Source organism: Phycisphaerales bacterium AB-hyl4, assembly GCA_041821185.1.
Lineage (GTDB): Bacteria > Planctomycetota > Phycisphaerae > Phycisphaerales > Phycisphaeraceae > Natronomicrosphaera > Natronomicrosphaera hydrolytica.
In genome coordinates this window covers 1-12,178 of the sequence record JBGUBD010000009.1, presented here as the reverse complement: position 1 = coordinate 12,178, position 12,178 = coordinate 1, and the positions used below count along the sequence as shown (strand labels likewise).

Here is a 12,178-nt window from a genome sequence, read left to right as displayed (position 1 = left end):
GCAACCCAACATGCTCAACATCACCAACCTCAACTTCGCCTACGGCTCGGTCCAGGCGCTCACCGACATCGAGCTCACCATCCCCAAAGCAGAAATCACCTGCATCATGGGACGCAACGGCGTGGGCAAAACCACGCTCCTGCAAAACCTCATGGGCGTGCTCCGCCCCGCCTCCGGCAGCATCGAAATGGATGGCAAAAACATGGCCCGCTGGCCCGCACACAAACGCGTCTACGCCGGCCTCGGCCTCGTGCCGCAAGGCAGACACATCTTCCCCAAACTCACCGTCGAAGAAAACCTGCGCATCGGCTTGCAAGGCCGAACCGACGGCCAACGCCGCATCCCCGAAAACATCTACGACCTGTTCCCCGTCCTCAAACAGATGAGCCACCGCCGCGGCGGCGACCTCTCCGGCGGACAGCAACAGCAACTCGCCATCGGCCGAGCCCTCGCCGGCGACCCCAAAGTCCTACTGCTCGACGAGCCGACCGAAGGCATTCAACCCAACATCATCCACCACATCGGCAAGGTGCTCCAGCAACTCGTCAGCGACATGCAGATGACCGTCATCCTCGTCGAACAATACCTCGACTTCGTCCGCGACATCGGCCAACGCGTCTACATCCTCGACGCCGGCCAGGTCGTCGCCCAAACGCAAGCAGGCGAAATCTCACAGGAAATGATCAGCCGACACCTCAGCGTATGATCCAGGCACCAAGTCGCCAGCAACAGCAGATCGTTCTCGCCACGTAGACACGAAGGACACAAAGAAAGCATGAAGTAAGGCAGAGAAGTATTTTTTAAGAAGGCAGAAAAGCGTTCCTTATTCACAAATACATCTCCTCTCTGAATCATCCCCCCACTCCTCCTACTTTTCCTTCTTCCCTCTTCCTTCGTGCCCCTTCTTCCCCTTCGTGCCTTCGTGGCTTGCCTTTCTTCCTGGCGTCTTGGCGTCTTGGCGTCTTGGCGTCTTGGCGTCTTGGCGTCTTGGCGTCTTGGCGTGATAAGCCTACTCACCCACGCTCCACCGATTCGATCGCCAGCGACGCCGGGATCGCGCGAAGCTTGCCATCGCGATCCACACACGCCAGCGTCGTCTCCGCGCTCGTGAGCGTCACGCCATCGCGATAGACCTTGTATTCGTGCTCGATCTTCACCCCCGCACTCGGCAGCGCCTTGACATGAATCGTCAGCTCGTCGTCGTACATCGCCGGCCGATGGTAGCGCACATTCATTCGCGCCACCACGAACAGCACACCCCCCGCCTCCATCTCGCGATACACCTCGCCCTGCTGCCGAAGCAACTCCGTGCGTGCCATCTCGAACCACACGGGATACACCGAATGGTGCGCGACGTTCATCGGGTCGCACTCCACGTAACGCACGCGCACGGGCACGGAAAGTTCAGTGATTTTCATGGCTGACGATGATAGCCGACTCGCGTCCGCCTGCCACGCACGCCGCCGCCTTCGCCGCTCATCGCATCAATCCACCGGCTCGATAAACCACCCGCCGATGTAGCTCGGCCGCTTCGGCAGCGGGTCAAGCTCTTCCCCGGTCAACTCACGAACCGCCCACCGGCACGCCTCGCGAAACGCTTCCGACATCTCCTCGAGCCGATACATCCGACGCAGGTCGTCGACATGGTCCGCCGCGTCCATCCGCCCCAACGCGATCGCCGAGAAACGCTGCACATCTTCCGACTCCGGGTCCATCATCGACTGGTCCGTCACCCGTCCCACCAGCGCCCGCGCCAGCTCCGGCCGAGACTCGCCTTCATGGATCCGCCCCAGCGCCCAGATCGCCGCGCTGCGCGACACCGATGAGTAGTCCGAGTTTTTCGGAATGTACCGCCGCAGCGTTTCATCCGCAGGCTCATATCGCAACTGCCCAATCGCGTGAAACAACTGCGTCACCTCTTCCGAGGCGGACGGGCCCAGGTCCGACGCCGTGTCGATGTCCGTCAACGCCTCGGCCCGCGCTGCGATCGCAGGCAGCGTCGCCTCCACCGACAGCACGCGCATCGCGTTCGCCGCGGCGCGACGCACCTCCGCCCGATCATGCGTCAGCAGTTCCGCCAATCGCTCCGCCGTCGGCTTGTGATCCAGCAACGTCGCCAGCACCCCCGCCTGCTCCAGCGCCCGCCACGATGCCCCGCTGTTGAGCACGCGCTCAAGCTGCTCGCGCACCACCGGGCTCAGCGAGGCGTCTTCGTCGTACCCTTCCAGCGTCCGCCGGGCGAACGTCCGCGCCGCCGGCGCGACGTCATCCAACTGCTCCGCCATGATCTGCACCGCCTCGGCCGACTGCTGCGACGCCACCGCCTGCAACGCCTCCAGCCGAACGTTCGCATCCGCGTGCGACAGCAACGTCACCGCGAGCGCCGCCGCCCGATCCAGGTCGTGTGCATTGAGGTTCGCCATCGCCCGCCGCGCCACTGTCGCATCTTCATCTGCCGTCCATTGCTCCGCCAGCGCCAGCGCCGCATCTTCGCCATGCCCCGCGAGCATCCGCACCGCCACCAGGCGATCGATCACCGACGCATTATCCGCCGCCGCCAGCGCTTCGGCATCATCGACCAGGCCATCGCCAGCGATCCGCCCCAGCGCCTCGCCGGCCGTCAGTCGAACCTCCATTGGCGTCGATGCATCCAACGCCAACTCGCGCAGCGCCGCCGCCGCGTCCGACGCCCCCACCTGTCCCAGCGATCGAACCGCCGACACGCGCAGCCGACGCGACGCATCGCCATCGTCCAACCGACTCAGCCACCACGACCGCGCCGCTTCATGATCCCACTCGGCCAACGCGCGGTCGGCCAGCATCAACAAGTCCTCATGCCGACTCGCTTGCGCCCGCTCCAGCACAACCTCGGCCGCCTCCGCATGCCCCATCGCCCGCAACGCCTCCACCGCCGCATGCACCACATGCCGATCGTCGTCATCGCGCACCACTTCGATCAGCCGCGCCGCGGCATCGTTCAAATTCTCCATCCCCCGCCCGGCCGCCTCGTAAAACGCCCGCGCCGCCTCCAGCCGCGTCGACGACTCTTCGCGCTCCAGCGCCGCCAACCAAAGCGACTGCAGCCGCGGGTGAAACGTCCGCGGATGCTCCGGCGTCTCGATCGCCGGATCGCGATACATCGGCAGATCAATCAACCCGCCCTCAGCAGGTGTCAACGACTCAAACAGATCGTCCGCATCATCCGCCTGCACGAACACACCACCGCTCATCGCCACCACCAAGGCGGCAACAAACAACAGACCACGACCATGCCATTCACACTTGCTCATGATTCGTATCAACTCCAGAAAAGTCGGCTCACTCATCGCGGCCGAGTCAGATACCACGTTCGTCCGATCAGCACCGCCAGGCACGCGCCGATCAGCACGCCCATGATCCACCAGTTCGTCGGCACGAGGTTATAGCCGGAGAACCCGGGCGCTTCGATGATGTTCAGCGCGCCCGCAAGCGGGTTGGCGAGCAACAACATCTCCACCGTGTTCCGCGCGAACGGCGCATCCTCCGCCAGCCAGAACAGCATCGTCCCCGCACACAAGCCGATCAGCAACGCATAAGACACGCCCGTCGCCGTCGCCGTTCGCATGCACATGCTCGACACCGCCGCCGACAGCAGCACCGCGAACGCGGCCGTGAGCACCAGGCTCACCAGCACGTTCAGAATCACCATTTGCTGCCCCGGATCAATCGCAATCAGCACCACGTACGCCGGCAGCGTCGCCAGCAGCAGCAGCGCCAACGTCCAACTCACACTCAACAGCTTGCCCATGACAATCGCCACCGACGACAGCGGCGTCATCTGCAACAGCTGCCACCCCCCGCTCTCACGCTCCGTCGAAATCACACCGCTCGCCAGGCTCGGCGTCAGCAGCACGATCAACGCCATTTGCAGCAGCACGAGAATCCCACCCAGCGTTTCCGTGCCCCAATCGATCGTCCCGCTGACGGTGATCAGCACCAGGCCCAGCGAAAGAATCAGCGCCGCGACGATCAATCGCATCATCCAATGACCGCGTCCGAAGCGGTTGGTCTTCTGCTCTTTCACCGCGGTTGGCACGCCGTTGATCGCCAACCAGAACACCCCCACCAGGCTCGCCAGGCAGATGAACCCCGGCACGACGCCGATGATCGTCTGCCCGAGCATCGCGAAGGTGTCGCCTTCAAACTCGGTGTTCGTGAAGTACCACACCGCCGCCGAACCCGACGCCACTGCGACCACCAGCGCTGCAAGAATGCCCACCGGCCGAAAGCCGATCAACTCACTTCGCCGCTGCGGGTCGAAGAACCACAGGTACATGATCCGCCGATACGCCTGCGCCTTGGCCGAGCGATCATCGGTCACCATGCCCGCATCGCGCGACTGATCGAAGATCCGTTGATTCAGTCGGCTGGCGGTCCACGTGCAGAACACCAGGCTGCTGACCAGCGCGATCACCGTGAAGCGCATCACATTGCCACCGCCCGCGAGCCCTTCGATTGCCGAGTCGCGCATCGCCTCCATCATCGCGGGGATCGGCGACGCCGACCGCAGCCAGTCCGTCGCCGTCACCATCGTATCGGTCGCCCACGGCGAACCGCCAATAAACTGGTAAGGCCCGAGCGTCACAATCGCAAGCAATAGAATCAACCCATACGTAATCCGCAACGCCGAGTCCGTACTGCTCGCATAGCTGGACACCAGCAACCCCAGCGTCATATACATCAGCGCAAGCATCGCGAGCACGAGATACATGTGCAGAATCTGTTCGACATCGATCCCACCCATGGTGAAACACGCCGCCGCCGCCGGGGCGCTGAGCGCAAGCAGAATCAACAGGTAGCCCAACGAGCCGATGAGCTTACCGCCCATGATCGCCCACGGACTCATCGGCGAGTTCAGCAGCAGCGCAAGCGATCCTTTGCGCTTTTCCTTGACGATGCTGGTCGCCGGGAAGACCGGTGCGATGAGGATCAACGCAACCATCAGCCCGTAGCCGAACACGCGCAACACCTGCTGCGCTTCCGCGCCGCTGATGTCGACCAGCGCATCGCTTGGCCACCGCACGAGCACCAGCGCCGCCAGCGCGACAACCATCGCCAGCATAAGCATCCACGCCCGCGGCGTGCGAAGCGTTCCAATGAGTTCGCGTTGAATGATGGGATTGTTCATGATCTTTTCAAAGCTGAGGCGTCGTCACGACGGACATCCATACCGATTCATCAATCGACCGGCTCACAGGCCCTTCCAGTCTGCACCGGCTGAATTATTTAATTGCCCAAGTCGTACAACTGAATATTCACCACGAAGGACACGAAGCACACGAAGACCACAAAGGAAACAAAACACACTCTTCTTTTTCTTCTTCGTGCCCTTCGTGTGCTTCGTGTCCTTCGTGCTGAAAATCGAATGCTGTCAAACGAACCTGCAAATCCAGCCAATCCGGTTAACGCTTCGCCGGCTCCGCTGCCGCCACGCCCGTGCCCGCGGGCTCGGCCATGCCGCCCGGTCGGTCGCCGCTGCCGCCTTTCATCTCACGCGTCACACTTAAGAACGCGTCCTCCAGATCCAAAGGCACTTCGCGGAACTGCACCACCTTCAACCCCGACTGCCCCAGCAACGCGAGCAACTCCGCAAGCTGACCATCATCCCGGCTGGTGGTGAAGCGCACTTCCGCCTCCGCTTCCGAAGGCGTGATCTCCGAATCATCTTCCACGTGCTGCTTGATCAGCTCGGCACACTTCTGCACCGCGGCCTGCTCGGTAAGCTGCACTTCCATGATCCGCCGTTGGCTGATCTTCCGCATGATCTCTTCCAGCGTGCCGAACGCGCGAAGCTGGCCCTGGATCACAATCGACACGGTATCGCAGATGCGCGACAGCTCCGGCAGGATGTGGCTGGTGACGATCAGCGTCTTGCCCATCTCCGCCAGGCGAAGCAGGATCTGCCGCATCTCAATGCGGGCCTGCGGGTCGAGCCCGTTGGCCGGCTCGTCGAGGATGAGCACTTCCGGGTTATGCAGCAGCGTGCGGGCAATGCCCACGCGCTGCTTCATGCCATGCGACAGCGCTTCGACGTAGCGGTCTTTCATGTACGACGAGCCGGTGATCTCCAGGCATTCGTCGATGCGTTTCAGCCGATCCTTTCGCGGGATCTTGAACGCAGCGCCGAAGAAGTCGAGATACTCGCGCACGCGCATGTTTTCATACGAGCCAAACGTGTCGGGCATATAGCCGACCAGCCGTTTGATCTGCCGGGTGTCCTTGACGCAGTCGGCGCCGGCGATGGTGGCCTGGCCTTCTGTGGGCTTGGACAAGCCGACGAGGATCTTGATGGTCGTCGTTTTACCCGCACCGTTCGGGCCGATGAACCCGAGGATATGGCCGCGGTCGACGCTCATCGTCAGCGAGTCCAGCGCGACGAACTCGCCATACCGCTTGGTGAGGTTATTGATCTGAACAACGGGAGACTCACTCATAATCCAGCTTCCCAGCAGGGGTGAAAATCATGTTGATGATGACAACTCAGCGATGCGTACAAGCCGACCACTCGGCCGACGCTTCTTATCGCACGACACCGCGCAGGCTCAGTTCCATGCGTTGCAGACTCCAACCCCGGCCGCCGTCCGAACCGGGGATCGGGCTCAAACGAATACCGATCGCCGCAGCGCCGTCCGTGTTCATCGCAGGCGACTGGTCGGCGTCGAGTTCAATGCTCAACCGCCCACCCGGGTTTCGGCCTTCGTAAACCACCTCAACCTCGCCGTCGTGAATCCGCAACACTTCATATTCCCAGCCCGGCGCGTGCAGGTTCAATGACAGCACCGCGCCATCCACGTCAATCGCGTCCAGCCCCTCCGGCGGCTCGAACCGCATGAACAGCGTGCTCGGCTGCGAAATCGGATAGATCCATTCGCCCTGCTGCTCATCGTAGACTGTCGCGCCACTCACACCCGGAGCACCGCGGTAAGATCGTATGGTCATCATCGGCGCGGGCACGGTCACACGCTCGCCCGACGCGGGCAACTCGATCTGCAACGGCAACGCCAATAGCCACTGCCCCCGCCGCACCGCGTCCGCCGACATCTCCACCGCCAGGTCCTGCGCGTCCACCCACGCAAGCAGCGTCGGCTGCGCGGGGAACTCCGCCGAGCCGAGCAGTTGGCGAAACGCCTGTTGGCGATTCATCTGCGTCTGGCTAAGCGTGCCCAGCGTCGCGGCATGCACGTACTGCTCGCCGATGAGTCGGTCATCGAGGCTGCTGGCGAACCGGCCATCGCTCGACACGCGCGTCGCCAGCCGACCGTTGGGCATGGCGATCAGCGCATCGCTGAGCGTCGCGCCGCCGTGGCCTTGCACTTCGCCCGCCAGCCCCTCGGCCGTCAGGCGTGCCGACGCACTCATCGGCCGATCCAACGTCACCACGCGATCATGCGAAAAGTTACGCGCCGCTCCCGCCGGCAGACTCAGATTCTCAAACGACCAGCGGTCCAGCCCCTGCCACACAATGCGAACCCGCTCGCTCGTCCGCCTTGCATCTTTCGGGAATGCAATCGCATCGCCGGGCCCCGCGAACGTCACCTGCCCCGCCGCATGGTCCGGCCGAAACACGCTGAACGACCCACGCACCGACGCGTAAGGCTGATCGCGCACTGGCTCAACCAGATCCGCCCCCGCCAGCGTCATCGCATGATCGCTTTGACGCATCTTGCCCATACCCACCAGCACCGCCGACGTCGCCACCGCGAACACCACACCCACCACGCCGATCCACTCCAGCCGATCGCGACGCAGCAGCATCACACCCACGCCCAGCAGCGCCAGTGTGAACACCGCCAGCACCGCGAACACCGGCGTTCGGCTGATGATGCTGTAACCGATCTGGGCTCGCGACTGGCCGTCCATCGTCTCATGCACCAACGCGTTTTCGTCCGCCGCGAGATGGCGATGCTCATCGAAAAACCACGTTAGCGACTGCAACGGCGCTGCGGCGACTTTGACTTCGACACCTTCCTCATCAACACCAGGCTCGATGAACGCCTTCGCGTGCGCCGTCGTCATCATCACCTTGCCTCGACCGACGCGCTGCCACGCCGCGGCCGGGTATCCCGCCACCTCATGGGTCACCCGCATCCCCGGCGCGTGCACGCGAAGCATCTGCGTGCCCGCCTCGTCGATGACTTCGTGCACGTCACCTGTTTCGACATCTTCCATCGAAAGTTCGTCAAGCCAGATGCGGTCCGCCACCGACACGTCCCAAGCATCGCCCAGCAGCCGTTCGACAAACGCCGGGTCAACCTTGTCCAGCATCACCCAAAGCCGACCGCCGCCGAACACCCACCGGCGCATCGCATCCACCTGCGCCGCGTTCAGGTCCGGCGTACGTCCGAGCACGAATGCATCGAGCACATCCCACGCCGCAGGCAACGCCGGCGCAGCACTGTCGCCCAAGTATGACGCGCCCACGCCATGCCCCGCTGCCGCCCGCAGCGCCGCCGCCGCGTCGCCGGCCGACGCGTCATCGCGATCGAGCATGACGCCCATCTGAAATGTTCCCCGCGCTGCAAGCAGCAGCCCCTCGCTCGGCGGGCCCGATCGCTCGCGGCCGTCCGCGTCTTCGATCATCCACGTCCGCAAAGCAAACGCCCGATCATCGCGCGGCCCCTCCAGCGGCAACACAGGCGTCAACTGCGTCCGACGACTGTTGCCCGGCAACCACAACCGATGCGCGTATTGAATATGACGACGCTCCCCCAACGCATGCACCACCAGCGGCGACCGCGCCTCGCTCCCGCGATTCGCCACCGTCGTCCGCACCAGCCCCCACTGGTCCGGCGAATAAACCGTAATGCCCGCCATGCCCCCCGCCCCCTCCATATCGAGGCGATCCGACACTTCCCCCTGCGCCGCGGTGCACACCAGCAGCATCGAAAACACCCCCGCCAGCAGACTCAAACAAAACGTCGCAGGTTGCATACTTCGCACGCTATGCCGCTCCGAGAGGATTAAAAATGCAAAAATCGCTATCGCAAAAGTGTCAACACAGGCACCGCATCATACCGCATCATTAAGCCGCTGTCAGAACGCAGCCTTTCCTCCGCTGTGCACCCTCGCTACGCTAACGCGCAACACGATGTTCGTTTCCAGACCATCGCACGAACGGCTTCGGCCAGTCACTCGACCCTCATTCGGGAGCGCACCATGGCCCGACTTCGAATCGCCATACTCGGCTGCGGCGGCTACGCCGGCGTCCACGCCCAACGCCTTCGCCAACGTGACGACGTCGAACTGGTCGCCCTCTGCGACGTCAAAGACGAGATCACCCGCGCCTACGCCGACTACCATCTCGCCGACTGCCCCACCGCGCCGCAGCACTTCACCGACCCGGCCGCGATGTACCGCGACGCCGCGCCCGACGCCGTGTTCATCTGCACGCCCCACACCCTTCACTTCAAACACGCGATGCAGGCCCTCGACGCCGACTGCCACGTCTTTATCGAAAAACCCATGGTCACCAACGCGCGGCAGGCCCACCAGCTCAAGGCCCGCGCCGACGAAAGCGGCAAGATCGTCACCGTCGGCTACAACAGTTCCTGCACCCCCGAACTCCAATACACCCGCAACTGCATCCGCACCGGCGAACTGGGCAAACTCGAACTCGTCGTCGGCCACATCTCACAAAGCTGGATGGCATTCACCCTCGGCAAGTGGCGGCAAGAGCCCGAACTCTCCGGCGGCGGGCAGGCCTACGACTCCGGCGCCCACCTGCTCAACAGCCTCGTCTGGTCCGTTGAAGCCGACATCGACCAGGTCTTCGCCTTCATCGACAACCATGGCACGAAGGTCGACATCAACTCCGCCATCAACATCCGCTTCGCCAACGGCGTGCTCGCCAGCATCGCCATCAGCGGCAACTGCCCCACCAACGGCACGTACATGAGCTTCATCTTCGACGGCGGCAAGATCAACGTCGACGGCTGGTCCGGCACGTGGATCGAAGTCTTCAAGGGCAACCGCCGCATCAAATACCCGCCCATCGTCGGCGAGCCCGTGACGCCTGACGACAACTTTATCGACGCAATCCAAGGCAACGCCGAGCCGGCCGCCACCCCCGCTAACGGCGTCGTCCAGTCCGAACTCATGGACGCCATCTACGAGTCCGCCCGGACCAACGCCCCGGCCAAGCCTCGCCGCCAGTAACGTCCGCCGCAATTAATCGCCAACCATCGCACCGTCCTCACGTCACGTGACGTCACGTCACCAGCACGCCAAGCATGCCGAAGATCGCCACGATCAACCCGAGGCCGCCGAGCACGATCGCCGCGATGCTGATCATCCCCCCCGTCACGCGTGGCGAAGCCGAGATCACCAGCCCCACCACACCCAGCGGAATCGACACCAACGCCAGCACGAAGCCCCATATCGGGTGCCCCGCACAAGTCGTCACATAGCTGCCGATCGCCGCGATGATCGAAATCGTCGCTGCAATCCCCGTCCGTTGTTCGCGTGCGCCCATGATTAAGCTCCTCTCCCGGTTGCTCGGCCTGCCCGTTACCAATCAAGCGTAGGCGTCCAATCCCGACAATCCCACACCCACCGAGCAATTCCATACAACCCGCCCTCGCATACCTCCCTTCCCCCGAAGCCCACGGCGTCACGCCGTGGGCGCCCCCCAACTCGAAACTCAAAACTCCCCCTACCCCCGCGACTTTGGCGCTACACCCGCCGACCAGCCGATATATCCTCACGACATTCGCTCCCCCGCCGCCGCCCCACTAAGGAACCGCTTCGATGACCGCACGCATGGGTATCGCCGTCCTCACCTTCATCGTGCTCAGCCTCCCGCTGCTGACCGTCGGCTGCCAGCGCCCCGTTGAAGAGCCACACTACAACCGGCCCCTCCCCCCCGGCGAGTTCGGCCTCCGACGCGTCACCGACACCGCTCGCATGCCCGATCTCACCCCCGTGAGCGAACAGCTTTCCGACCGCCAGTTCCGCGAGGCCCTCGACCACAGCCTCCGCTGGTATCGCATCCCCTCGACCCCGCAGCACTTCCCGCTTGGTCCCATCACCCACGAACACGCACACGCCTCCGCCTACGCCCTCAAACAGCTCGGCGACCTCTCGCCAGGCGACGCCCGACGCGCCCTCCGCGATGAGTTCGACGTCTGGGAATCCGTCGGCTACGACCACAACGGCACCGTCTTCTACACCGGCTACTACTCGCCCATCTTCCGCGCCTCCCGCGAACGCACGAGCACCTACAACTATCCGCTCTACACCCGCCCCGACGACCTCGTCGCAGATCCCGCCACCGGCGAAGTCAAAGGCAGACAAACCTCCACCGGCGTCGTCACCTACCCGACCCGCGCCGAAATCGAAGAACGCCAACTGCTCGACGGCCACGAGCTCGTCTACCTCTCCAGCGCACTCGACGCGTACCTCATTCACGTCAACGGCTCCGCTCAGCTCCGACTCGCCGACGGCGGCACGATGTACGTCGGCTACGCGGGCAACAACGGACACGAATACGTCAGCATCGGCGCACTGCTCGTCAAAGACGGCCACATCCCCGAGCATCGCCTCAGCCTCCCCGCCATCCGCGAACACTTCCGCCGACACCCCGACGACCTCCAACGCTACACCCGACGCAACGACCGCTTCGTCTTCTTCGGCGAATACGCCGGCGACACCTGGCCCGCCGGCTCGCTCGGCGTCAAGGTCACGCCCATGCGAACCCTCGCCACCGACAAGTCCATCTTCCCACGCGGCGCGGTCGTCTTCGTCGAAACCACCATCCCCTCCTCACAAGGCGGCACGCGGCCGTTCCGCCAGCTCATGGTCGACCAGGACACCGGCGGCGCGATCCGCGCCGCAGGCCGAGGCGACATCTACCTCGGCGTCGGCGAACAGGCGGGCCTCATCGCCGGTCGGCAGGCCGCCGAGGGGCGACTGTTTTACCTGCTGCTCAAGCCCGACCGCGTCCAGCACTGGCACGACCAACTCCGCCAGGGCGACCCCGCCAGCGTGCGCTCGGTCGACTGATCCGGTTAACGATTTATACGGCTTCAAGTTAATCCCAGCGCGTCCGGTTCCCTCTCCCTCCCAGGGAGAGGGTCAGGGTGAGGGTCGGACGACCCCGTACCATCCACGACGCAGCATGCTGTTGGGTCTCGACTGCGGA

9 protein-coding genes are annotated in these 12,178 nt (G+C 63.8%); 3 read left to right on the top strand and 6 right to left on the bottom strand.

Annotation, left to right across the window (positions count from 1 at the left end; translation table 11 throughout):
• Positions 1-10 precede the first annotated feature (10 nt).
• Positions 11-706: an urea ABC transporter ATP-binding subunit UrtE gene (urtE, locus tag ACERK3_14225; GenBank protein MFA9479442.1), complete on the top strand. Its 696-nt coding sequence runs from the start codon at positions 11-13 to the stop codon at positions 704-706.
• A gap of 307 nt (positions 707-1,013) precedes the next feature.
• Here the strand turns inward: urtE and ACERK3_14220 are convergent, their stop codons facing one another.
• The 5 genes from ACERK3_14220 to ACERK3_14200 all read right to left on the bottom strand — a co-directional run bounded on the left by ACERK3_14220 (position 1,014) and on the right by ACERK3_14200 (position 8,979).
• Complete coding sequence (locus tag ACERK3_14220) at positions 1,014-1,418, bottom strand: acyl-CoA thioesterase (GenBank protein ID MFA9479441.1); 405 nt, start codon at positions 1,416-1,418, stop codon at positions 1,014-1,016.
• 66 nt (positions 1,419-1,484) lie between these two features.
• On the bottom strand, positions 1,485-3,290 hold the full coding sequence (locus ACERK3_14215) for a HEAT repeat domain-containing protein (protein ID MFA9479440.1): 1,806 nt from the start codon (positions 3,288-3,290) through the stop codon (positions 1,485-1,487).
• 32 nt (positions 3,291-3,322) lie between these two features.
• Entirely contained in the window at positions 3,323-5,167 is a 1,845-nt protein-coding gene (locus ACERK3_14210; protein MFA9479439.1) for an ABC transporter permease subunit, read from the bottom strand.
• 274 nt (positions 5,168-5,441) lie between these two features.
• A complete protein-coding gene (locus tag ACERK3_14205; protein MFA9479438.1) occupies positions 5,442-6,473 on the bottom strand; it encodes an ABC transporter ATP-binding protein in 1,032 nt (343 codons plus the stop codon).
• Positions 6,474-6,558: 85 nt separating this feature from the next.
• The gene (locus ACERK3_14200) at positions 6,559-8,979 is read right to left on the bottom strand and encodes a hypothetical protein (protein MFA9479437.1); all 2,421 of its coding nucleotides are present in this window, start codon (positions 8,977-8,979) and stop codon (positions 6,559-6,561) included.
• Positions 8,980-9,195: 216 nt separating this feature from the next.
• Here ACERK3_14200 and ACERK3_14195 point away from each other — a divergent pair, with 216 nt between their 5' ends.
• Entirely contained in the window at positions 9,196-10,194 is a 999-nt protein-coding gene (locus ACERK3_14195) for a Gfo/Idh/MocA family protein (protein ID MFA9479436.1), read from the top strand.
• Between the two features lie 52 nt (positions 10,195-10,246).
• Here ACERK3_14195 and ACERK3_14190 read toward each other — a convergent pair whose 3' ends face one another.
• On the bottom strand, positions 10,247-10,510 hold the full coding sequence (locus tag ACERK3_14190) for a hypothetical protein (GenBank protein MFA9479435.1): 264 nt from the start codon (positions 10,508-10,510) through the stop codon (positions 10,247-10,249).
• 275 nt (positions 10,511-10,785) lie between these two features.
• Between ACERK3_14190 and ACERK3_14185 the strand changes: the two genes are divergently transcribed.
• Positions 10,786-12,039, top strand: coding sequence for a murein transglycosylase A (locus ACERK3_14185; protein ID MFA9479434.1), 1,254 nt, complete (start codon positions 10,786-10,788; stop codon positions 12,037-12,039).
• The last annotated feature ends 139 nt before the right edge of the window (positions 12,040-12,178 follow it).

Coding starts and splice junctions, on each gene's coding strand:
- ACERK3_14205 (MFA9479438.1), bottom strand. CDS start 6,473: ATGAGTGAGTCTCCCGTTGTTCAGATCAATAACCTCACCAAGCGGTAT.
- urtE (MFA9479442.1), top strand. CDS start 11: ATGCTCAACATCACCAACCTCAACTTCGCCTACGGCTCGGTCCAGGCG.
- ACERK3_14220 (MFA9479441.1), bottom strand. CDS start 1,418: ATGAAAATCACTGAACTTTCCGTGCCCGTGCGCGTGCGTTACGTGGAG.
- ACERK3_14215 (MFA9479440.1), bottom strand. CDS start 3,290: ATGAGCAAGTGTGAATGGCATGGTCGTGGTCTGTTGTTTGTTGCCGCC.
- ACERK3_14185 (MFA9479434.1), top strand. CDS start 10,786: ATGACCGCACGCATGGGTATCGCCGTCCTCACCTTCATCGTGCTCAGC.
- ACERK3_14195 (MFA9479436.1), top strand. CDS start 9,196: ATGGCCCGACTTCGAATCGCCATACTCGGCTGCGGCGGCTACGCCGGC.
- ACERK3_14190 (MFA9479435.1), bottom strand. CDS start 10,510: ATGGGCGCACGCGAACAACGGACGGGGATTGCAGCGACGATTTCGATC.
- ACERK3_14210 (MFA9479439.1), bottom strand. CDS start 5,167: ATGAACAATCCCATCATTCAACGCGAACTCATTGGAACGCTTCGCACG.